Origin of the sequence: Metabacillus sp. 22489 (genome assembly GCF_052044855.1) — a bacterium.
GTDB classification, from domain to species: Bacteria; Bacillota; Bacilli; order Bacillales; family Bacillaceae; genus Metabacillus; species Metabacillus niabensis.
The window spans coordinates 1-23,730 of the sequence record NZ_JBQENT010000019.1; the positions used below are offsets into that span (position 1 = coordinate 1).

Below are 23,730 nucleotides of genomic sequence, written 5' to 3' on the forward strand. Positions count from 1 at the left end.
AAAGAATAAGCAAACTGTTTTGTTCTTTCATCTTTTACGTAGTACCCACTTTCAGGGTCAGTAGTACTTTCCTTAATTTCCTTTATCTCTTCCTTTTCAAACTTTTCAGGTGGAAAAGGCTTCTTTCCGTTATCAATACGGTCTTGATTTAATTCAGCCTGAAGTTTCGCTTCATAAGCTCGAGTTTCTTTTCTCACTGTTTTCTTTTCAAATTTACGTTTATTAGCACTAGCTTTAACATGAGTTGAATCAATAAATACATGATCTGCGCTCAATAAACCTTTATCTGTAATCTCTTTTAGAATCCGATAAAAGATTTGTTCAAATAGATCCGTTTCTTTAAAACGACGCTCATAATTCTTACCAAAGGTAGAGAAATGAGGAACTTCTGTATAAAAACCGAATCCCAAGAACCAGCGATATGCCACGTTTGTTTCAATTTCTTTAATGGTTTGCCTCATAGAACGAATACCAAATACATATTGAATAAATGTCATTTTAATCAATACAACAGGATCAATACTCGGACGACCTAGTGTTGAATAGAGTTTTTCAACCAATGGATAAATGAAGGAGAAATCAATAGCAGATTCAATTTTACGCACCAAATGATCTTGTGGTACTAATTGGTCAATTGCGATAACTTCTAACTGATCTCTTTCAGTATTATTGTTTCTTGTCATCATTATCCATCACCTCTAAAATATCTATTAATAAATATTTTAAATAAAAAAAGACTGTATGCAAACTCGATTTTATCGAGTTTGTCTACAGTCTGAAGAATTGTCATCTAAATGACAATTCTACATTAATTGCTTTATCGATCAGGATCATTAGGATGCAAAAAGCGTGGTCGTCTATTTTTCAAAGGCATTGGCGCTCTAAATAAAACATCTCTTAGGCCTCGATAGTCAAATGGGATAAATGGATACAAATAAGGTACATTAAATGACTTCGTTTTTGCCAGTAAAATGATCCATAGCACTATACCAACAACAAATCCAATAACCCCTAACGATGCAGTAAATAATAATAGAATCATTCGGAACATACGATTTGCTAAACTAAGCTCATAACTTGGAGTTGCAAATGTACCAATTGCAGCAATCGATAAATACAAGACGACTTCATACGTTAATAATCCAACTTCGACAGCAACCTGACCAATCATAAGGGCAGCAACTAACCCTAGAGCAGTTGCTAATGAAGATGGAGTATGAATAGCGGCCATCCTCAGCATATCAATACCTAGTTCCACTATTATAAATTGTAATAATAATGGGATATGGCCATGTTCGTTAATTCCAATGAAATCAAGACCTGGTGGTAAAAGCTCTGGGTTTTGTGCAAATAAATACCATAATGGTAATAGAAACATCGACACCCAAACCGCGACAAATCGAACTAGTCGAAGATAAGCACCAACAATCGGTTTATTTCGATATTCCTCGGCATGCTGCAAATGATGCCAAAAGGTCGTTGGTGTAATAATAGCACTTGGTGACCCATCTACAAACACAATTACATGACCTTCATACAAATGAGAGGCTGCTGTATCAGGTCTTTCCGTATATCGAACAGTTGGATAGGGATTAAAATGACGTCCTCCAAGAAATTCTTCAATTGTTTTTTCACCCATTGGTAGTCCATCGGTATCAATTGCTTCTAGCGATTTCTTTAAATCCTTAACATGTTCTAAATCCGCAATCTCCTCTAAGTAACAGACTACAACATCTGTTTTTGAACGCCTTCCAACTTGAAGATACTCCATTCTTAATGAACGATCCCTTATTCTTCTTCTTGTAAGTGCTGTATTAAAGACAATCGTTTCAACATATCCATCCCTTGCACCTCTTACTACCCTTTCAGTATCAGGCTCCTGTGGCCCTCTTACCGGATAAGTCCTGGCGTCAATTAAGATAACCTCATTAACTCCCTCAACCACTAATGCTGTTGGACCTGCCAGTACCATATGTACTACCTTATTTAAATCATCTGTTTTATCCAGTTCAACATACGGTAAATGGGTTTTAAGGAGTTTGTCTAACGTATTTCCCTCTAGTTGTTCTGTTGTAACTCGGGCTAAATATTTCATTAACAAATGAAGAATATCATCCTTAACAAAACCATCAACCATAAAAAGAGTCATTTTTCGTTCAGCGTATTCAACATCGAGTTGAATAACATCAAAGCTCTTTTTAACCCCTAATTGTTCTGCAATATACGTTGTATTTTCTTTAAAATCATCTGAAACAAGTTTTTTCTCACCTTCAAAAGTCATACGCTTTCTCCATTTCACAACAATTTATCATCATCATTGACGAAAGAATGGTAAAACATACCTGTATAAATTGATGGAGTACATAGACTGGGATGAGTATGAAATTTTGAAGTTGGAAAAATATTAAATCTGTTCCTATTTGTTCTGGTCGTTTCATGATAAAAAATTAAGCATGACAATTATACTCAATTGTCTAATGCTCATTTTTGTGTTGAATCATGTTTCATTATTTGATCGTGTAATCTCATTTTTCAAGTTCTTATAATTTTCATTTTCAGGCTCATATTGTAGAGCTTTATTAATATGATTTAACGCTTCAGATGAATTTCCTGTGTTAACATATAGAAATGCAAGATTAAAATGAGCTTGGTGATATGAGTCATCGTTTTCAACAACCTCTTGTAAATGCTTTAAAGCCTCATCAAATTTACCTATACCTATTTCAGCCACAGATAACATGAAGATAATATCATTTGAGCGGGTATTATTCGAAATTGCATTATTTAAATAATCATACGCCTCATCATACTTATTATTCTGTATCAATTCTTGTCCTTGCATTGCTGTATATTGAGAATATTGCTCCTCTGCTTGTGGATATCCGTATCGATACAAAATAATAAAAAGTAAAGCTGTCGCAATCACTCCTATTAGTCTAAAAGAAACATTTTTCTTTTTTGGCAATTGAACGATAAAAGCAGCTAGAAAACCACCAACCAAGCCACCAATATGGCCAGCATTATCTATATTAGGAACTGCAAATCCAAAGGCTAAGTTAATTGCGATAACCATTAATATATTTGGACCAATTGTTCTTAAAAACACCTGGCGATTTTGTACTCCAATATATAATAATGCACCAAAACAACCAAATATTGCTCCTGATGCACCTGCCGATAAATTAGGACTAAATGCAAAACTTGCAAATGTACCAGCAACACCAGCGATAATATATATAAGTAAAAATCTAAAACGTCCATATGCCTTTTCTACTGCTGGACCTATGTAATAAAGAGCAAGGCTGTTCATAAAAAGGTGCAAAAAGCCAATATGTAAAATAATAGGGGTAAAAAAGCGCCACCATTCACCTTCATATATAAGTGGATTGAATTTAGCACCAAAATCAATTAAGGTTTGATTATTTGTACTGCCCCCGAACATTTCCAATATGAGAAACATGATGATTTGTATTCCTAGAAATATATAAGTAAAAAATGGCTTTCCATGTTGAAAAATTTTCTTTTCTTCTTCTCTTTGTTTATTATGGGATGCAATGACATGGTTTCGTATTCTTTGAACATCATCCTCTTCAATGAATGAGTCCATTTCAATCTTTAATGGTACATTTAATAAATCGGCTAGTTTACTTATACCCTCTAAACGTTGTTCACTATGTATTAATATTGAACTAATATCAATTTTCCCTTTTAGTATGCTATATCCATCTTCAAATACACTTGGATAATCATCAACAGGGGGTAACGATGATATGTAAACATTCATTACGCGAATTGGACCTCTTACACCATTTTTTAGTAATTGTTCAAATTTCCTCCCTGCTTGCTCAATATCAATAGATAGTGTATTTCCCCAATCAACGTCAATTCTTTTTAATCTTACTATCGTAAAGTGCTTCTGACGATACGGCTGAAGTAAAATTTCTCCTCCATCTTGAGAAAGTGCTAGTATTGAATATTTTTCGTTTAAAACTAGCTTCTCAATGATTGACCAATATAAAAAATCTTGCTCTAAAACCATTTTATCCGCTCCGACATCATTTTTCCTTTATTATATCAATAACTATAAACGAAAAGGAAGGCTCATGTTTTTTCCTCGTTTCATTGTTTATTTGTTAAGGATAAACAAACAGGAGGCTGAGATTGCTATTGCAAATCAGCCTCCCCTTTGAACTTTAATGAAAAGCTCGTTGAACAAAACGATCTCTTATAAAAGGAATTCTCATTGATAATCGAATGAAAAACCTACGTAATTGGGGTTGCCCCAAAACCGCATTTACAATCTGATATCTATAACGATACAAAGCAAATGATCCAGCAATTAACATAATTAGTCTTTTCATAAAAACATCCCTCCTACTTATATTTTGAGTAGGATTACATGTTTTTATCCTTTAAAAAAAGGTGACATTGTTTCTTGCAACACACTAACAGAATGTTCAAATTTACTTTTCTCTTCTTCATTTAGCCGAAGTTCAATCACTTTTTTAATTCCATCTCGATTGACAATTGCTGGAACACCAATATAAACATCGTTTACTCCATATTCACCATCTAAGTAACAAGAAACAGTTAGAATAGAATTTTCATTATTTAAAATTGCTTTAGTCAATCGAACTAAACCCATAGCTATTCCGTAATAAGTCGCACCTTTACGATTAATAATATGGTATGCTGCATCTCTTACATTCACAAAGATTTCCTCTAACTTTTCCTTTTCATCGTTCAATGACTCAAGAATTGGGATACCGCCAATATCAGCGTGACTCCAAACTGGCAGTTCAGTATCCCCATGCTCTCCAATGATATATGCATGCACATTCCGTGTATCTACATTAAAATGCTCTCCTAATAAATAACGAAATCTAGCTGTATCTAGTATTGTTCCAGAACCAATTACTCGACTTTGTGGTAATCCAGAATATTTCCATACAGCATATGATAAAATGTCCACTGGGTTAGTAGCGACAATAAAGATCCCATCAAATCCACTATTCATCACATCTGAGACTATTGATTTAAAAATTTTTAAATTTTTAGCAACTAAATCTAGTCGGGTCTCACCAGGTTTTTGATTAGCACCAGCACATAAAACAACAATATCAGCAGACTCACAATCTTTGTAGCTTCCATACCAAATTTTCGTCGGTTTAGGTGCAAAGGCTAAACCATGATTTAGATCCATTGCATCTCCTTCAGATTTTTCTTTATTTAAATCAATTAAAACTAACTCTTCTGTAACTCCTTGATTTAATAAAGCAAAGGCGTAACTAGAGCCTACAAAGCCTGTACCTATAAGTGCAACTCGATTAACATGATTAGCCATATTATCAAACCCTTTCAATGCTTATTGAACTAATGAAATTTGCTGTTAAACTTTGTGAAATACTTCACAATTATATTTTACATGATCTTTAACGTATTTTTCATCGTTTTTATGAACATTTTATGAAAAGAGAAAACCTAAAGCTGTTGCTAATATAATCGAGAGAAAATTTACTGCATCATTATTTAAGAAGCTATACTTAGATATTTTTACGCCTTTAAAATTACAGTGGTTTTGTTTTTCAGTTATTTTCCCACAATAAGTACATTTATATTTTACCTGTACCGTTTGTCCAATTATCGTATCAAGTAAATTTCCTAAAAATCCAAATAAAGCAATGTAGACTACCCATACTAATGAAAGAGAAAATAATAAATAAGATATGAAAGCAATAAATAATGCCCCACCTATTGCCGCTGTCGTACCGAGCATTGATACAGCACCAGAAGTACCTCTTGGAACTTTTTTCATAGTTAGTAATAATCTAGGCTCCTTTTTACTCATAGTACCTATTTCAGAAGCCCATGTATCAGCATTTGCTGCAGCAAGTGATATACAAAAGCATACTAATGCAGTTTGCTGAGAAATAAATCCAAATGAATAAATAAAACCTAAAAAAGCTGGAACTCCTCCATTCGCAAACACTTGAATAATATCTCTCTGCTCACCCTTTTCCAAAATGTCTGCTGCTATTCGCTTCCTTTTATTTTGATACTTACTAAAGAAACTAGAACTGCAGAAAAAACAACCTAATAAAAATAATCCTTGATAGGAAAACCCAAGATAAATTAAAAGGCCAACTATAAAAGCTGCAATTGCACCAACTTTCGTTATAGATTTCGCCTTCCATCCCATTACGGAAGCAATAGCAATAATGAAACAAACAACAATTAATTCCATGTAAATACACTCTTTTCAGTTATAATTATCGGAATTGCAATATCAAATGATTTTGCAGGAATATGATCAACGAATTGTTGTGTAAATGCTAATGATAAATATTTGTTGTGAAAATCACTTAAATATCGGTCAAAATAACCACCGCCATAACCTATTCTATATCCATTAAAATCATATGCTACACCAGGAACAATCATTAATTCAATTTCCTTTGAAGTTAGACCTTTTGTATCGGTTACAATCGGTTCTAAAATCCCAAAATATCCTTCTTCGAGCTGTTCAAAGGTAGAAATTACCCTAAATACCATTGTTTTCGTAGCAGGGTCACACTTAGGTACAGCTACTGTCTTATTTTCCTTCCATGCCTGTTTTATAATGAATGCTGTATCAACCTCTTTTCCTCTAGAAACAGTAATGGCTACAATTGATGAATTCTTCCATACAGCATGATTGAATAATTTTTTATGTATCTCAAAACTATTACTCCAATAATCCTCCAAAGACATTTTATCGAGTTTATTCTTTATTTTTTTTCGGATTTCTTGTTTATTCATTTCATATTACCTCCTTCTTTCATTATATATGTACCTTATTCATTTAATCGAGGCTTTAATAAGGAGGATATCTAGTTTCTGTAGTCAACAATTCCGACCGTTTTTTATGTGGAAATTTAGAATAGAGTATGATACAAAGTATGAGGTTTATAAGGACGTATTTCTTTATAAGCCTTATGCTAAATACAGGGTATAAAAAAACAGTAGGAAAATAAATCCCTACTGTTACTTTGTTTCACGGTGTAATGTCATTTTTTTCTCTCTTGAGCAATATTTCTTAAGCTCAAGACGATCTGGGTTATTACGTTTATTCTTTTTAGAAATATAGTTACGTTCGCCACAATCAGTGCAAGCTAATGTAATATTTACACGCATGTTATCTTTCCCTCCAAACATAAAAAAACTAATAAAACAAATCAGACTTTAATATAATATCATTTTTATTAGACAAATTCCACATCAAAATGAATAAATTCATATAACAAGAATTATTTCGCTAATTTCTTATATAATAGTATAGTTTCTTCGATTAAATAGGATAAGTTATAAATTGTATTTGCCGCATAAAAGCCCTTCTGAACGATCGCATTATATTTTTGCGGTTCACTAAAGTAATCACATATAGTGTCTGCTAAAGAACTACTTGAGGTATCCTTCACCAAAATCCCTCTGCTATCATTAAGTATTTCTGCTAATCCTCCTATTTGGAATGAAACTATAGGCTTAGCAGCGACCATTCCTTCCAAAGCAATAATACCAAATGGTTCATATAAACTTGGTACAACTAACATTTCACAATGATGTAATAATACATTCCTTTTTTCTTCTTGAACAAATCCAATAAATGAAACATATTTATCTATATGTAGCCCATAAGCTAATTGAACTAACTCTTCATGAAAAGGCCCTTCTCCAGCAATAATTAATCGAAATTCAGGAAATTGTTTATGAAATATAGAAAAGGCCTTTAAGAGATATTGAAAACCTTTTTCCTTTACAAGCCTACCCATTCCCAACAAGTAAGGTGAGTTAGAAAATGGTAGTTTAACATTTGAAATAGGTGGAAGATAACTTTTAGGAATAATTCCATTCGGTATTAATGTTAATTTATCTTTAGTACAATTAAATTCCTTAATAAGAATATTTTCCATATAGCGACTACATACGATGATATTATCAGATGCTTCTATTAGACTTGTCTCAAAGGAATGAATTCGATTAGAAAAATGAGTTTTACTATTCATTCTCCCATTTTCAGTTGCATGAATGGTTGCCAATAAGGGTTTTCCTATTTCAGTTTTCAGTTCAACCCCAGCAATCCCTGTCAACCAGTCATGGACATGTATAATATCAAATGAGAGCTTTAATTCATAAAGGACAAATTGAATAAATCTAAAATTCACGTTTAATATATAATCTATAAACGTTCTAGGAGGATGTTGTAAAGATACTAAACGATAAACATGAATACCATTCTCAAACGTATATGATTCATTTTCATTAGAAGAAGTTGTGACAACAATAAACTTAAGACCCTTTCTATTTCCTTCTGCTACTATGTCACTTACATGTCTACCGAGCCCTCCTACTATATTAGGTGAGTATTCTGTTGCTAAAACTAAAATTGTCGGATTTATCTTCATGTCAAAATATTACCTCTACTCATAAAATGTATATCCAGAAAAATTATAAAGCCATTTCGGCTCCCCTTTTCCACGATTTATTAATCCTTCAGTTAATTCATTCACACGATGACAATGAGAATAAACCTGTATTTTTTTTATTGTAATGTTTTCATTTAAAGAATTACTTACTACCAATTCAAAATCAAATATCCCATTTTTCAAAAAGTATAATGATAATGTTCCACTTGGTTCCCGAAGATAAATATCTTCGAATAAATGCTGTTTTATATGAGGAATAATGTTAATACGAAGCAGGAGATCATTAAAGTCTTCATTAAGGAGATTACTTAATATTCTTTGTGTTCTTAAGGAAATTTTCCAGGAAAGTATAGAATTATTAGGATATAAAATTATTTTCAAGTGATCCTCATAAAATGTCGATTCATTTCGAATTTTATATTGCTCTGTTTGATTAAAAGATGGAAAATCCATTCATTCTCTCCTTATTTTCGGTTTCAATTAATCATATCATGTAATCTTTACCTAAACTTAATTAAGTTTCAGAAAAAATTCGTCAAAAACCTACACTTTTTGAAAAAGTACTTCTTTAAGAACAAATTTTATGTTATAAAGATTAAAGGGAAATAATCAAAGAAGGTGATAATATGACAGTGATGATTATAATATTATTTATTATAAGTATCGTCCTGCTTGGGATATCGTTCTTACAACGTGATAATGTAAAAGAACTTGAGCAAGAGCTTGACCATTTACAATTATCAGCAATGCAAGAAATCTACAAGTTAAAAAAGAAAATGCGAATCGTTGAAGAAGAGCTCCTACAAAACGATGCCCCATTAAAAGTAGAAACAAAAGAAGAAGATCAGGATAATCAATTAAACAAGTCACGCATTCTTGCAAAATATCGCCAAGGTATGTCCTTAGAAGCTATCGCCTTATCTGAAGGAACTTCAGTAGATAACATTCGTTCAATCGTTGAAAAGAATGAGAGGGTTTTAACATGAGTAAAACCAGTTTTCAGGCGTTTGCAGCAGGAATGATTGTGGCGACAACTCTATTAGGAGGAACATACCTTCTAACAGATAATAAATCAGTATCTGCTGATGATAAAAAACAACTTACCGAAAAAAATGTCGAAAAATACTTAGCCGAAAATGGGAGAATGGCTGTTGAGGCTGAAGAATATGAAGAATTATTAGCAGCAAAAAATTCTTCTGAACCAAAAACAGACACAGCTAAAGATACAAAAGAAGATACAGCACAGAAAGAAACAACAACAGAAACACCAGCTAAAGAAGCTCCAGCTGAAGAAAAGAAAGAAGAACTAGTTACCTACAACTTAACTATATCGGAAGGTATGACAACAAGTACTGTTTCTGATTTACTTGAACAAAACGGTATAATCGAAGATTCATTCCAATTTGATCAATACCTTATAAAAAATAATTATCACCAAAAAGTTCAATTAGGAACATTCCAAGTTAAAAAAGGAATGGACTTCCATCAACTTGCAGAAGCAATAACAAGATAATTTTAAAAAAACCAGCCTCAATGGCTGGTTTTTCTCATATCTCAACTATATTTACTCCAATAAAACTTAAACTTTTATCCGTTTAAATCATACCTTTTGCCTTTTACTAAATACATAATACTCTCTGAAATATTTGTAGTATGATCGGCAGTTCTTTCTATATATCTACAAATAAATAATAATTGAATGAGTTGCTGAGAAAATTCTTTTTTCGTCTCCATTAGCTCGATGATTTCTACTAAAGTCTCTCCATACAATGCGTCAACTTGATCATCCATATCAGCTACTTTTTTTGCCAATACTATATCCTCTTCATTAAATGCTTTAATCGATAACGATAACATACTAGAAGCAATTGTATGCATCTTCTTAATATGATGAATTGGCTTTACTAACGGTTGATCACCAATTCTTATTGTTGATTTTGCTATATTTACTGCAAAATCTGCCATTCGTTCAATATCAGATGATATTTTTATAGTAGCAATGATTCGTCTTAAATCTACCGCTACGGGCTGTTGTTTAGCTATTAATATAATTGCTAAATCATTAATTTCTTCATCCAAATCATCAATTCTAGAATCTTCTTTTATTATTCGTAATGACTCTTCAATATTTTGCTTTTCTAATGCATCAATTGACTTACTAAGTGCCACTTCAGTAAGACTTCCAATTTCGATTAATTTATCTCTCAATTTTTTTTGATCAATTTCGAACCGTTCTCTTATACTCATATTCACTACCTCCTACGTACTTATATATATTCCCATCATCACTCTTTCATAATAAAAAATAGATATAATGAAAAAAATCGTGCATCTTGGACATGCACGATTTTTTTCTATTTAGATTAACCGAATCGACCTGTTATATAATCCTCTGTTCTTTTATCATTTGGATTTGCAAAGATTTTATCAGTTACATCAAATTCAACAACTTCCCCATTTAAGAAGAACGCCGTTCTATCTGAAATACGAGCAGCCTGTTGCATATTATGTGTAACAATGATAATACTATAATCTTTTTTCAAATCTTGAATCAACTCCTCAACCTTAAGAGTTGATATTGGATCAAGAGCTGATGTTGGTTCATCCATTAATATAACATCTGGTTCAATAGCTAAGCATCGAGCAATACATAGACGCTGCTGCTGACCTCCGGAAAGGCCATATGCATTTTCTTTTAATCGATCCTTAACTTCATCCCAAATTGCTGCTCCACGTAAGCTTCTTTCAACAATTTCATCTAGAATTTTTTTATCTCTTATACCGTGTATTTTAGGTCCATAAGCTATATTATCATATATTGACTTAGGAAATGGATTTGGTTTTTGGAAAACCATTCCTACTCTAGTTCTTAAATCCTCAACCTTATAACTTTTATCTAATATACTCTTATCTCTATATCGGATATCTCCTGAAATTCGAACAACCGGTATTAATTCAACCATTCTATTTAAAGTTTTAATAAATGTTGATTTTCCACAACCAGAAGGACCGATAATTGCTGTTACTTCATTTTGAAAAATTGAGAGATTAATATTCTTTAATGCATGATCCTCACCGTACCATAAATTTAAATCTTTTGTATCATAAACTATATCTTTTTTATCCATTGGCTTCTCATCTCTTTCAAAATTCATAACATTATTCTTTTTGCTATCGGATAAAACTGCCATATTTAAAAACCCCCAAATAAATTAAAATCTATTTTGAAACTTATTTCTAATAAAAATTGCAATTGAATTCATTAAAAATAGGACAATTAATAGAACAACAATTGTAGCAGCAGCAAGATTTGCGTACTCAGCTACAAGTGCTGAGTCAACAGTCCAATAATAAATTTGCATTGGTAAAACAGTAAATTTATCAAAAATTCCATCTGGAAGTGGAATTAACAATGCTGGAATACCAATAACAACGAGTGGAGCTGTTTCACCAATAGCTCTTGAAAGAGAGAGGATAAGACCAGTTAAAATTCCTGGAATCGCTGCAGGTAAGACAATGTTTTTAATTGTTTGCCATTTTGTAGCTCCCATACCATAAGATGCTTCTCTAAGATATTGTGGTACGGCACGAATAGCTTCTTGGCTTGCAACTACAACTATTGGAAGCACCAATAAAGACATTGTTAGACCACCGGCAAGAACAATGTTTCCTAACTCTAGGCCACGCACAAATACAGTTAATCCCAATATACCGAATACAACGGATGGAACACCAGCTAAGTTAGAAATATTTGTTTGAATAAAAGATTTTAATTTTCCATTCTTTGCATACTCTTCTAAATAAATTGCTGTACCCACTCCTAAAAACATTGTAACAGGTGCAACAACGACCATTAACCATAATGTACCTGCAATTGCACCCATTATTCCTGCTCGTTCGGCAGTTGTTGACAGCTTACTTGTGATAAATTGAAAATCAATCCATCCAATACTATCTGATACCACTCTATAAATCAGTGTTAATAAAACGACTAAACCGAACAGCGTTGCTAATAGAAAAAGAGTTCTTGCAAGATTATTTACAAGTAAACGGGACCCCATCTTCTTTTGTACTTGTTCGACATCTACATACTTCATAATTAATACTCCTCCCTATATTTACGAGAAATATACTGGGCAATGAGGTTCATTATGAGTGTAAAAACAAATAATGTCATTGCAACAGCGTACAAACTGTAGTAAATCGTTGAACCAGCAGGAGCTTCTCCACCTGTTACTTCAACGATATAAGCAGTCATCGTCTGCATTGATTGTGTTATATCAAAAGTAAAGTCCTTATTACTTCCACTTGCAATTGCAACAATCATCGTTTCCCCAATAGCACGAGAAATTCCCAAGACAAATGAGGCTATAACTCCAGATATAGCTGCTGGAATAACAACTTTCCAAGTTACCTCAAGTTTGGTTGAACCCAGAGCAAGAGCACCTTCCCGCATTGAGTTTGGAACAGAACTCATAGCATCCTCTGAAAGTGAAGCAACCATAGGTATAATCATGATTCCCATTACAATTCCTGGGCTTAAAATATTTGTTGGATCTAAAGCTGGAATAAATGATCTTAATAGCGGTGTAACAAAAGTATATGCAAAGAATCCATATACAATTGTAGGGATACCTGCAAGAATCTCAAGTATAGGCTTTAAAATTCTTCGCACTTTATCGGAAGCATATTCACTTAAATAAATTGCTGCCATTAAACCAACAGGAATTGCTACAAACATTGCAATAACTGTTGAATAAATTGTTCCTGTAAGCAATGGCAGTACTCCAAATTGTGCATCATCACCTAGTGGTTTTAGAATTGTTCCAGTATAGAAATCTAAAAATGGAACATCTTTGAAAAAGTTTATTGTTTCAGTTAAAAGAGTAATAACTATTCCGAGAGTTGTGAGTATTGATATAGTAGCAATAATTAATAAGAATTTAGGTATAACCTTTTCTGTGACAGAAGTTAGATTTGTAGAGCTTCTCTTTTTTTCAATCATGTCACGGATGCTTACCTTATTATCCAAGATCGAAAACCCCTTTCATCCTCCATATATGATGACATTATGTGAGGTGAATATTAGTAGATAGTTAGTTTAGAGGAAACACTTAAGTAGATGAGAAGTAAAACTTCTCATCTACTTCTCATCTTCTTATAATTTAGGTAAAGATGATTATTTTAATCCTTCTAGGTATTTGATAGACTCTTCAATTACTTCATCTTTTAATGGAGCAAATCCAGTTTCAGAAGCTACTGTTTGAGCATTCTCCATTGTGTAGATAGCATAATCAAGAACTTGAGGCTTCTCTTTTGCCATTCCAACGTTTAAGTATGTGAATACTGGACGAGTAAATGGTTTGTAAGCAGCATCATCATCTAAACCGATTGTATCTAAACTTGGAGCAACTGGACCATTACCAAAGTCAACTTTTACTGCGTTTAGTTTATCTTTATTGCTATCGTAGTAGCCATATCCAAAGAACGCAATTGCATTTTTATCTTTAGAAACAAGATCTACTAGAGTAGAGTATTCTTGTTGTAAATTTACTGTATCAACAAAATCTTTTTCTTCCATAATAGTTTCAAACATAAATTCGTTTGTACCATGGTTTTCGTTAGGACCCATTGGCTTTATTTCTTCATTTGGCCAATCAGGGTTAATATCAGACCATTTTGTTACTCCACCTTCAGCAAGGAAGATTTTCACTACTTCTTCTTGAGTCATTTCAGTTGCCCAATCGTTTTCTTTGTTGATAACAAATGTTAAACCATCAAGAGCAACTTGGAATTCTTTGTATTCAATACCTAATTCTTCAGCTTTAGCTTTTTCTTCATCTTTAATCTCACGAGATGCATCGTTGAAATCAGTTCCGTTATCAGCTACAAGAAACTTTTCGAATCCAGCAGAAGTACCTGCACGACTCACTTCAACAGAAACTTCCTCGTTTTCAGACATGTAATTTTCCGCCATTTTTGACATGAAAGGATAAACTGTACCAGAGCCATCGATTACGACACTACCTTCTAATGCAGTTTCTTTTTCTTTAGTATCTCCAGAGCCTGTGCTTGTATCTTCTTCTGAAGTTGTTCCACTGCCACATGCAGCTGAGAATATTACTAAAAATCCCATTACTAAAAGTAGTACTAAGCTCTTAAAGCTTTTCATTGCCATATTCCCCCTAAATACTGTTTTTGTTTTGTCCTACGAGTATTAGAATAACGTTTGAGTATTAATGACGTTTTAAGTAAATGTAAAGGTTTTGTAAATTCGTGATGGAGTTTGTCATATTTTGTTTAATAACGGAGTTAACTTTCGAAGAACGGCAAGAGAGGATGAAAATTTTAAAACTGTACATTACTTTTAGAGTTGAATGCAATTAAAAAGTAATGACTTAAATATGTTTATAAGACTTTAAGGTAGCAAGTTTGATTATTTCACCTTCCCAGAAAACAGATTGACTTTCTCATACTAACTTAAATTTTTATTTATATTCTAAATAAATATACAAAAAGAGGGTTTCTCAAAAGGGTTACCCGCCAACAAACACTGATATATAGTCATTAGTCTAGATATTGTGTTTGAGGAGTCTGAACCTTTGGTTTTGAGCTACCCTCTTTTGCCTACAAACATGAGTTATCTATTAAAGATATTTTTTATGCTCCACTATCACCATCAACTAAATTTGCTTTTCTTACTGGCTTTTGTCCTGTTTCATCAATTGTTTCTTTGCCTCCCTTAAGGTGTATCTTTCTTACAAAAAAGAAAATGAGTAAATGGCCGATCCCTATAATTGCTAATAATATAGGAATGCTTTGCTTTTCATTAAAAAATCTTACGGCAATAATAAAACACACTATTGAGCCAATCCTACCAGCATTTAAAAAAATTTCTTTTACTACGATATACTCAATTCTTGCTTTTGCAATATTCCAGGCATGCCCTATTACATCATACGTTATAGAAGAGTATGGAACTAAAAGCATTGGATAACCGATCGCGATTAATACAGCATAAATAATTAACTTTTGATAAGTCAAATCGAACAAGATGATAAAAATCGATAAATATAATAGGATGCCTCCCATTAGAATATAGATTTTTCTTTTTGACTTTTTTATTATTCTTGCTGCTAAAAAATAGGCTAAAAACGCAACTGCTGAATTGATTAATCCAAATTTCCCTAAAGCTAATTCACTGCCTGTTGTTATAAAAACAAATACACCTATAACAAAAGCAAATGTCCCCTCACGTAATCCTTGAAAAAAATGGGCATTCGTAATTCTTTTCCAATTTTGATTATGTTTGCGTTCTTGTATTATTCGTTTGAGTAAATAACTTCCTTCTGCAGGTCTTCTTGTTAAAAAAAAGCTTAATATAACTGCTCCCGAAAATAGTATTAAGGAAATTGTGAAAATGGTAGTGTACCCTGTGAAGTTTTTCAATCGAGAAATTACATATCCCGCAATTATTGGACCAACCATACCAGCAGTGGAATTCATAATTCCTAAAAAACCATTAAAAAAATCCCTTGTTTCGGGCTCAGTAATTTCAAACGTAAGTACATTAAAGGCTAACCAATAGAAACCATAGCCAATTCCTAACGTACCACCAATTACAACTAAGAGCTTCGCTGCTAAATCACCAATTACTAATACAGTTAGAAAAAATATTGCTAAAAAAATTACTCCTAAACGCAAAATAATGACACGGTCTATTTTTTTGGCTAATCTTCCTGCAAAAATAAATGTTAATGGCTGCATAACCACTATGGAAAGATTGTAAATACCCAAGTCAAGAAATTCACCTGATTGTTTCCATAAATACACATTAACGAAGGTATTTGATAAAGCGATGCTTAAGGAATATAACCCACCTATTGCTAATAACAATAATAAATCTTTACTTACTTGAACATCTCCAAAAATCTTTTGCAATTTAAACATAAAAAAACTCCCCTTCAACTTCTACTACATAGTCTGTCTTATCATTTTGTAGATATGTATACTTATTTTAATCGACTATATATTGGAGGAGTTTTTATGTTAACAAGCGGATAATAAGCTAAATATAATAAAGGCTGTTTTCGTAAACTTTGTTGCATCTTATTAAATTACGTTTTGCTTGATTTCTTCGTATAGTTCGCTTCCGCTTTCCACGGTGGACGGCGAGAATCATTTATTATAAACACCTGCTTACCTATTTACCTGTACCACTCATTGAAGTAGCTGTCTTACGAGTAGCTACAATCAACCCTTATATAATAGTGTCAAAAACTACAATCTTTTAAAAAAGAGCATAAAAAAAGAGCTAACCTAGGTTAACTCCTTTTTAAAGACAAATACTTATTTTGCAGCGTTAAAACGTTTTGTAACTTCATCCCAGTTTACTACATTCCAGAATGATGCAATGTAGTCAGGACGACGGTTTTGGTAATTTAAATAGTAAGCATGCTCCCAAACATCTAATCCAAGAATTGGAGTTTTTCCTTCCATTAATGGAGAATCCTGATTCGGAGTGCTTGTAACTTCTAACTCACCATTGTTAACAACTAACCAAGCCCAACCTGAACCAAAACGAGTAGTTGCAGCTTTTGCAAACTCTTCCTTAAAGCTTTCAAAGCTTCCAAATTTAGCATTAATTGCTTCTGCAAGTTCACCTGTTGGCTCACCACCGCCATTTGGTGAAAGAATTGTCCAGAATAAGCTATGGTTAGCATGTCCACCACCATTGTTACGAACTGCGGTACGGATTGCTTCAGGAACAGCATCTAAATTAGAAACTAATTCTTCAACACTTTTGCTTGCAAGATCCGAATGACCTTCTAATGCAGCATTAACATTTGTAATGTAAGTATTATGATGCTTTGTGTGGTGAATATTCATTGTTTCTTTGTCAATATGTGGTTCTAGTGCATCGTATGCATAAGGTAATTGTGGTAATTCATAAGCCATTTTAAATATCCTCCTTTGTTATGTACAACTTTTAGCGAGAAAGCCATTTAGCTTTTCAATTTAAGATTACCAAAATTGTTGATTTCTTTCAATTGAAAAGCTTTAATCCCAACTATCATTTTATGCTTATTTTATTGTTATATGCATAATATTCTATATCTACTATCATGATAGATAAAAATATCCACAAAATTCGCCAAAAAAACAAGAACATTATGGCAATTAATATCAATGTAAAAATCTATTTAACCTATTCAAGCACCTATTTCTTTATAAAGAAACATAGGAAAAATGATAAAAAAAAGAAAGGTATAACCCTTCTTCAATAAAATTATTATCTATAATATAAAAATTAGCTCCGATATCCTAAAATATTTTCAGCTATATTGACACAGTGATCTCCGATGCGTTCTAAGTTACTGATGATATCGACAAAAATAATACCTGCAGTTCCAGTGCAAATTCCTTGATTAATTCTACTTATATGTTTCTTCCGCAAGCTCCGTTCCATTTTATCTAGTTGCTCACCTATCTTTTGAACATTTGCTGCAAGTGCTATGTCCTTATCATCAAGCACTGTAATAACATCTTTTAAAATTTTTATTGTCAAATTAAACATATTCTCAATATCTTCTTTAGCATATTCAGTCATTTTCACTTTATTTGACAATTGCTGACTTACCAAATCTACAACAATTTCAAAATGATCCCCAACTCGTTCAATGTCTCTGATTGTGTCCATTAACATACTGTGTTCTTGAAATTCCGTATGAGACATTTTACTCTTAGAAATTAAAACTAAATAATCAGTAATTTTTTTATCTAAATTATTTATAATATCTTCTATCTGAATAGCTGTATCTGCGTGCTTCTGTAAATACGTCCTTTGATAAAGGCTTGCTTCCTCTAAACCAATAGCTGCTAACTTACCGACACGTAAAACCTCTTCTTTCGCTTGACCTAAGGCAATCGATGACGACTGTTCCACAAATACAGGATTTATGTATTTTGTTTTATACTCATTCATATTGTCCTTACCCGGAATAATCTTTGTCACTAACCACGCGATTGATCCGATAAAAGGTAACAAAATAACAGTATTTGTAATATTAAACGTACTATGTGCAATAGCTATTGTTATTTCTGGTCTTAAATTGAAAATGCCTTGCAAATATTCCATAACGATAGAAAATAAAGGAAGGAATATCATGAAAATGATCGTCCCAATAACGTTAAAAATAACATGGGTTAATGCTGTTCGTCTCGCTGCAATCGAGGTTCCAATAGAAGCTAAAACTGCTGTAATAGTAGTTCCGATATTGTCCCCGAATAATACTGGAAGAGCAGAATAAAGATCGATGACACCTTGTTTATATAAGTCTTGTAAAATACCAATTGTTGCACTCGAGCTTTGGACAATAACCGTAAAAAGTGTCCCAACAAAAACTCCTAGAATAGGAATGTCACTTATACTAATTGTCAAATCCTGAAATACTTGCAAATTTATCAATGGTCTTAACCCGTCATACATTAGTTCCAACCCAAAAAACAATGTACCGAACCCAAAAACAATTTGCCCAAAATTATGTATCTTTTTTCTTTTATAGAAGAAAAGTAATAACGCACCGATAAATATAATTGGTAAGGAATAATCAGCTATTTCTACACCAACTAAAAACTCTTTAAGTGCAGTTCCTATATTCGCTCCCATAATAACACCGATGGCTTGTCTAAGTGTCATAAAACCAGCGCTTACTAACCCCACTGTTATAACTGTAGTTCCCCCACTTGATTGTAAAATTATTGTTAAAATAATTCCAATCAATACTCCAATTATTGGATTAGAGATATATTTATCTAGTAAATCCCTAATTTTTTCACCAGCAGTCTTTTGAAGACCATCACCCATAAATTTGATACCAAAGAGAAGGATACCAAGGCCGCCAACAAATTCAAACACGATCTTCTGGATATCTATTTCCAAAATGTCCAACCCCTCATATACTTCGTCTATAATCGACAAACATCTACAACCTCTACAATTATTAACGATTTATTGTTTTTTTGTAAAGATATTTTGAATAATTAATATTAGAAAAATTTTATACAAGTCAAAAACTCAACTATTTGTTCTTTTCTTGTATTATCAATTATCGAGATATAAAATAAAAACATATGCTCAGAATAACAAATTTTTAGAAAAACTTTGTCGAAGTTAAAAAGGATCTTAATACCTATACATATTTAGAAGGATGTGTTGAAAAAAACATGAATATATTTAAACAACTTTTTACTAGTATTTATTCCCCAAGGACAATCTCCACTTTTCGATTCCAAGGGATTGGTAAGACTATTCTATTTGTATTTATATTAACATTAGTTAGTACAATTCCTTCAGCGTATTATTTCGGTACCGAAATATCTAATGGATTGAAAGGGTTTCATGAGACAATTAAAAATGAATTACCTGCTTTTTCAATAAAAGATGGAGAGCTTTCAGCTGATTCTGATACCCCAATAGAAATTAGGCACGATGATTTTATTATTGTGTTAGATGATACAGGAACAAATGGAGTTGAGGAACTCGAAGAAATGGAGAATGCGATTGGCATTTTAAAGGATCGGTTTGTAATTGCCGCTGCCGGTCAAGTTCAATCCTACGAATATCGTTTATTAAATATGACACTAACAAATGAGGATATAATTAATTTTTCTGAAGGCTTAAATCAAATTCTTCCTATTGTTAATACTGTATTTATCGTCTTTATGTTTTTATTTGGTGCTTTCTTTAAATTTTTAGAAGTAACCTTATTAGCATTGTTTGGATTAATGTTTAAAAACAGCTTGCAACGTCAGCTTAATTTTAAACAAATTTGGATTGTATCAGCATATGCAACAACACTAGCGACAGCTTTTTTCTTTATTATGGACTGTTTACAAATTTCCGTGCCAAGCGGATTTTTACTTAATTGGTTTGTAAATATCATTGTGCTTTTCTTGTCATTAAAAGAAATACCGCCTACTACTAAAGCACTTCAATAAAATAGTTGTCTAAAATGGGCTGATCAGTTATTTTGATACTGAACAGTCCTTTTACTCGTTTTTTATCAGGACAAACTATTCCATTACTTTCTTCTTTGGATTACTCTGTCAAACTAAAATCTAATTGTAGGTTAGATTAATTTAAGCATTTAATCTCCCCAAGTTCTAGAAATTTTCTGTAATCTAATTAACATTTCTTGTAATACTATTACAAATCCTGCTGATTATTCTTATCCTTTGGTAATGTTCCATTTACATTTTAAAAAATATTAGTTAATTCTCGATAACTTACATTAGATTTTCCTACTTAATAAATAAAAGGATCCTTAAGATTCCCCTGTGATGAAGGTAGTTCTACTTCACTATTTTTTACAAAGCGATCATAATAATTAAGACAAGCCATATATATAAGGTAATAAGCTATTATTATTTTTTATTGGAGGAACGATGATGAAACGACTATCATTGTTTTTAATCGCGATTTTCCTATGTTATATCATTTATTATGATATTAAAGTTGGCACTTTACCTGTAGTTAGCATTACTAATATAGAAGCTTCCAAACAAGATGAAAAAATTGTTCAAAAAACAACAATTCCTTATTATGAAATGAAAATAAAACAAGGTGAAACTGTTCTATCAATTATAGAGAAATATCATGGTGGTCTTCCAACTTCGATTGAAAAAATTATAAATGACTTTGAAACATTAAATGACAATGTGAAGGCAGAATCCATTATTATTGGAAAAACCTATCGTTTCCCTGATTATAGCGAATAATTCATTCTTGTTTTTTCGAATACTCACTAGTACAATGAGTGATGGAAAGCACAATTACTAGTAATATAGACAAAAAAATCGTATCATTATATATAGTTGGTTCGAATTATATTTATTTTTAAGGAGCGATTACACGTGAGTGAAATCATACATCGTACTAAAACACGCCCAGTAAAGGTGGGAAACTTAACCATCGGTGGGAATAATGAAGTTGTTATTCAAAGTATGACAACTACAAAAACACATGACGTTGATGCAACAGTTGCTGAAATAAATCGGTTAGAAGAAGCTGGATGTCAAATCGTTCGCGTTGCCTGTCCTGATGAACGTGCCGCTAATGCGATTGCTGAAATAAAAAAACGAATTAATATTCCACTTGTAGTAGATATTCATTTTGATTATAAGCTTGCCCTTAAAGCTATTGAAGGTGGAGCAGATAAAATTAGAATTAACCCTGGTAATATTGGAAGAAAAGAAAAGGTTGAAGCCGTTGTTAAAGCTGCAAAAGAACGTGGTATTCCAATTAGAATTGGGGTAAATGCCGGCTCATTAGAGAAAAGAATTTTAGAAAAATATGGTTACCCTACAGCTGACGGAATGGTAGAAAGTGCCCTCCATCATATAAAAATTCTTGAGGACTTAGACTTCCATGATATTATCGTATCAATGAAAGCCTCAGATGTTAACTTGGCTATTGAAGCATATGAAAAAGCAGCTCGTGCGTTTGACTATCCTTTACATTTAGGTATTACTGAATCTGGAACTTTATTTGCAGGAACAGTAAAAAGTGCAGCAGGATTAGGTGTTATTCTCAATAAAGGTATCGGAAATACATTACGCGTATCTTTAAGTGCTGATCCTGTAGAAGAAGTTAAAGTTGCTCGTGAATTATTAAAATCATTTGGGTTAGCAGCAAATGCTGCAACTTTAATTTCTTGCCCTACATGTGGTCGAATTGAAATTGACTTAATCAGTATTGCAAATGAAGTTGAGGAATATATTTCAAAAATAAAAGCACCAATAAAAGTTGCTGTACTTGGATGTGCTGTAAATGGTCCCGGAGAAGCTCGAGAAGCAGATATTGGTATTGCTGGGGCACGTGGAGAAGGTTTATTATTCCGAAAGGGAAAAATTGTACGTAAAGTTCCTGAAGAAACAATGGTTGAAGAGTTGAAAAAGGAAATTGATTTAATTGCTGAAGAGCATTTTGCAAAATTAGCAGCAGAAAAAGCATAATTCATAATGAAGGGATTGACCAAATGGCCAATCCCTTGATTTATTTTTAACGTACCATTTAGAAAAATGGCATGATAAAAATACCTAAAATTATTGAAACAATCCCTATACCAATAGCCCATGCTCCTGTAGCCGTTGCTCCTCTTCTTCTTGCAATGAAACCGACAATAATCCCCGCTGCTCCTAATATAACCGGTAGAAAAAAGAGAGAGATAATCGATAAAGCTAAGGCAAGTATCCCTAAACCTCTTCCTTCAACTGCTCTACCGTCATCTAAACGCCCATCTGTTTCCCTACCTCTTATTACTTCTCTTCTTAAATTAACTGGTGCTGCAATTTCTGCAGCTGTTTCTGTATCTGTATTTGTTGTAGTTCTTGGATTGTTATTATTTACTGGCTCTGAATAATTTATAGCAGAACCAGTTTGTACATCACTCACAATTTCACGATCAAGTGGTGTAATTCCTTTATATTCGGAATTACTGTACCGATCTCGTTCAGGAATGTCCATTTTATTATTGTCTGGCATTCATATCCCTTCCTTTCTAAAATAAAGGAGCATTACTATTATGAGCTTTAATAAAAGAACTATAACTGTAAAACTTTTCTGCTCAATAAAAAATCTATATGGTACACTAATAGTAGTTAACTTCAAAGGAGAGTACATGATGCTACGACTAGGAATTGATATTGACGGAACTGTTACAGACCCAAAAACGTTTGTACCTTATTTAAATAAATCATTTAAAAAATCATTAACTTACAATGACTTAACAGAATATGATTTAACAAAAGTGTTAAATATTTCAGAACAAGGCTTTTGGGAATGGATGGATGAATTTGAGCCAATTATTTATAAAGAGGCACCACTTGCACCATATGCCAAAGAAGTGTTAGATGAATGGAAGCTACAACATCAACTATACTTTATTAGTGCACGGAGAGAGCACTTATTGGATATAACCTATAACTGGTTCAAAGAAAATGAAATATATTATCATCACATAGAATTAATAGGTCACCATAATAAACTTGAGGCTGTTAAACAAAATGAAATTTCGATCTTTTTTGAGGACAAGCATGATAATGCGTGTATGATAAGTGAAGAGCATGATATTCCTGTTATTTTATTTAATACCCCTTATAATCAAGATCCTATTCCTAAAGGCGTTATCCGCGTTAATAATTGGCATGAGGCAAAAAAATGGGTTAATCATTGGTCTGATGTAAAAGTGTTATAAAAAACCGTAAA

25 protein-coding genes are annotated in these 23,730 nt (G+C 32.6%); 6 read left to right on the forward strand and 19 right to left on the reverse strand.

The features are described from left to right. The 10 genes from ACTJJ9_RS12635 to ACTJJ9_RS12680 form a co-directional block, all read right to left on the reverse strand. The coding region (locus ACTJJ9_RS12635; protein WP_440768678.1) for a transposase at positions 1–686 on the reverse strand (686 nt) is incomplete at its 3' end. Positions 687–817: 131 nt separating this feature from the next. Further along, on the reverse strand, positions 818–2,281 hold the full coding sequence (locus ACTJJ9_RS12640) for a spore germination protein (RefSeq protein WP_095299809.1): 1,464 nt from the start codon (positions 2,279–2,281) through the stop codon (positions 818–820). A 216-nt stretch (positions 2,282–2,497) separates the two neighbouring features. Next, positions 2,498–4,039 carry a rhomboid family protein gene (locus ACTJJ9_RS12645; RefSeq protein ID WP_145581492.1) on the reverse strand — a complete coding sequence of 514 codons (1,542 nt, stop codon included), beginning with the start codon at positions 4,037–4,039 and terminating at the stop codon, positions 2,498–2,500. Positions 4,040–4,193: 154 nt separating this feature from the next. Next, complete coding sequence (locus ACTJJ9_RS12650; protein ID WP_174880471.1) at positions 4,194–4,361, reverse strand: hypothetical protein; 168 nt, start codon at positions 4,359–4,361, stop codon at positions 4,194–4,196. Positions 4,362–4,405: 44 nt separating this feature from the next. Beyond that, complete coding sequence (locus ACTJJ9_RS12655; protein ID WP_145581491.1) at positions 4,406–5,344, reverse strand: L-lactate dehydrogenase; 939 nt, start codon at positions 5,342–5,344, stop codon at positions 4,406–4,408. Between the two features lie 120 nt (positions 5,345–5,464). Next, positions 5,465–6,244, reverse strand: coding sequence for a DUF92 domain-containing protein (locus ACTJJ9_RS12660; protein WP_145581490.1), 780 nt, complete (start codon positions 6,242–6,244; stop codon positions 5,465–5,467). After that, complete coding sequence (locus tag ACTJJ9_RS12665) at positions 6,235–6,798, reverse strand: 5-formyltetrahydrofolate cyclo-ligase (RefSeq protein WP_145581489.1); 564 nt, start codon at positions 6,796–6,798, stop codon at positions 6,235–6,237. Before ACTJJ9_RS12665 ends, ACTJJ9_RS12660 begins: the two co-directional genes overlap by 10 nt. A 225-nt stretch (positions 6,799–7,023) precedes the next feature. Then, positions 7,024–7,173 (reverse strand): 50S ribosomal protein L33, encoded by a 150-nt coding sequence (rpmG, locus tag ACTJJ9_RS12670; protein WP_046590706.1) that lies wholly within the window; start codon positions 7,171–7,173, stop codon positions 7,024–7,026. 113 nt (positions 7,174–7,286) lie between these two features. After that, entirely contained in the window at positions 7,287–8,441 is a 1,155-nt protein-coding gene (locus ACTJJ9_RS12675; protein ID WP_145581488.1) for a glycosyltransferase family 4 protein, read from the reverse strand. 15 nt (positions 8,442–8,456) lie between these two features. Beyond that, on the reverse strand, positions 8,457–8,915 hold the full coding sequence (locus ACTJJ9_RS12680) for a hypothetical protein (RefSeq protein WP_145581487.1): 459 nt from the start codon (positions 8,913–8,915) through the stop codon (positions 8,457–8,459). Between the two features lie 173 nt (positions 8,916–9,088). Here ACTJJ9_RS12680 and ACTJJ9_RS12685 point away from each other — a divergent pair, with 173 nt between their 5' ends. Then, positions 9,089–9,448 carry a hypothetical protein gene (locus ACTJJ9_RS12685; protein ID WP_095299801.1) on the forward strand — a complete coding sequence of 120 codons (360 nt, stop codon included), beginning with the start codon at positions 9,089–9,091 and terminating at the stop codon, positions 9,446–9,448. Next, the gene (locus ACTJJ9_RS12690; RefSeq protein ID WP_145581486.1) at positions 9,445–9,975 is read left to right on the forward strand and encodes an endolytic transglycosylase MltG; all 531 of its coding nucleotides are present in this window, start codon (positions 9,445–9,447) and stop codon (positions 9,973–9,975) included. Before ACTJJ9_RS12685 ends, ACTJJ9_RS12690 begins: the two co-directional genes overlap by 4 nt. A gap of 74 nt (positions 9,976–10,049) precedes the next feature. Here ACTJJ9_RS12690 and phoU read toward each other — a convergent pair whose 3' ends face one another. The 8 genes from phoU to ACTJJ9_RS12730 form a co-directional block, all read right to left on the reverse strand. Further along, positions 10,050–10,709, reverse strand: a complete 660-nt coding sequence (gene phoU, locus ACTJJ9_RS12695) for a phosphate signaling complex protein PhoU (RefSeq protein WP_095299799.1) — start codon at positions 10,707–10,709, stop codon at positions 10,050–10,052. Positions 10,710–10,825: 116 nt separating this feature from the next. Beyond that, complete coding sequence (gene pstB, locus ACTJJ9_RS12700) at positions 10,826–11,617, reverse strand: phosphate ABC transporter ATP-binding protein PstB (RefSeq protein WP_255451846.1); 792 nt, start codon at positions 11,615–11,617, stop codon at positions 10,826–10,828. A gap of 57 nt (positions 11,618–11,674) precedes the next feature. Beyond that, on the reverse strand, positions 11,675–12,559 hold the full coding sequence (gene pstA / locus ACTJJ9_RS12705; RefSeq protein ID WP_095299797.1) for a phosphate ABC transporter permease PstA: 885 nt from the start codon (positions 12,557–12,559) through the stop codon (positions 11,675–11,677). A 2-nt stretch (positions 12,560–12,561) separates the two neighbouring features. Next, complete coding sequence (gene pstC / locus ACTJJ9_RS12710) at positions 12,562–13,467, reverse strand: phosphate ABC transporter permease subunit PstC (protein ID WP_095299924.1); 906 nt, start codon at positions 13,465–13,467, stop codon at positions 12,562–12,564. A gap of 174 nt (positions 13,468–13,641) precedes the next feature. Beyond that, complete coding sequence (locus ACTJJ9_RS12715) at positions 13,642–14,634, reverse strand: PstS family phosphate ABC transporter substrate-binding protein (protein ID WP_095299796.1); 993 nt, start codon at positions 14,632–14,634, stop codon at positions 13,642–13,644. Positions 14,635–15,122: 488 nt separating this feature from the next. Beyond that, positions 15,123–16,412 (reverse strand): MFS transporter, encoded by a 1,290-nt coding sequence (locus ACTJJ9_RS12720; RefSeq protein ID WP_095299795.1) that lies wholly within the window; start codon positions 16,410–16,412, stop codon positions 15,123–15,125. A gap of 399 nt (positions 16,413–16,811) precedes the next feature. After that, positions 16,812–17,420 (reverse strand): superoxide dismutase SodA, encoded by a 609-nt coding sequence (sodA, locus tag ACTJJ9_RS12725; protein ID WP_095299794.1) that lies wholly within the window; start codon positions 17,418–17,420, stop codon positions 16,812–16,814. Between the two features lie 352 nt (positions 17,421–17,772). Next, on the reverse strand, positions 17,773–19,404 hold the full coding sequence (locus tag ACTJJ9_RS12730) for a Na/Pi cotransporter family protein (protein WP_186324172.1): 1,632 nt from the start codon (positions 19,402–19,404) through the stop codon (positions 17,773–17,775). Positions 19,405–19,688: 284 nt separating this feature from the next. Here ACTJJ9_RS12730 and ACTJJ9_RS12735 point away from each other — a divergent pair, with 284 nt between their 5' ends. From ACTJJ9_RS12735 to ispG, 3 genes are all read left to right on the forward strand, one after another. Next, on the forward strand, positions 19,689–20,462 hold the full coding sequence (locus ACTJJ9_RS12735) for a DUF1189 domain-containing protein (RefSeq protein WP_145581484.1): 774 nt from the start codon (positions 19,689–19,691) through the stop codon (positions 20,460–20,462). Between the two features lie 450 nt (positions 20,463–20,912). Then, entirely contained in the window at positions 20,913–21,242 is a 330-nt protein-coding gene (locus tag ACTJJ9_RS12740; protein WP_145581483.1) for a hypothetical protein, read from the forward strand. Between the two features lie 144 nt (positions 21,243–21,386). After that, complete coding sequence (gene ispG, locus ACTJJ9_RS12745) at positions 21,387–22,478, forward strand: flavodoxin-dependent (E)-4-hydroxy-3-methylbut-2-enyl-diphosphate synthase (protein ID WP_170944319.1); 1,092 nt, start codon at positions 21,387–21,389, stop codon at positions 22,476–22,478. Positions 22,479–22,536: 58 nt separating this feature from the next. Here the strand turns inward: ispG and ACTJJ9_RS12750 are convergent, their stop codons facing one another. Further along, positions 22,537–23,007 (reverse strand): hypothetical protein, encoded by a 471-nt coding sequence (locus ACTJJ9_RS12750; protein WP_370877239.1) that lies wholly within the window; start codon positions 23,005–23,007, stop codon positions 22,537–22,539. A 139-nt stretch (positions 23,008–23,146) separates the two neighbouring features. Here ACTJJ9_RS12750 and ACTJJ9_RS12755 point away from each other — a divergent pair, with 139 nt between their 5' ends. Further along, on the forward strand, positions 23,147–23,719 hold the full coding sequence (locus tag ACTJJ9_RS12755) for a hypothetical protein (RefSeq protein ID WP_145581482.1): 573 nt from the start codon (positions 23,147–23,149) through the stop codon (positions 23,717–23,719). The last annotated feature ends 11 nt before the right edge of the window (positions 23,720–23,730 follow it).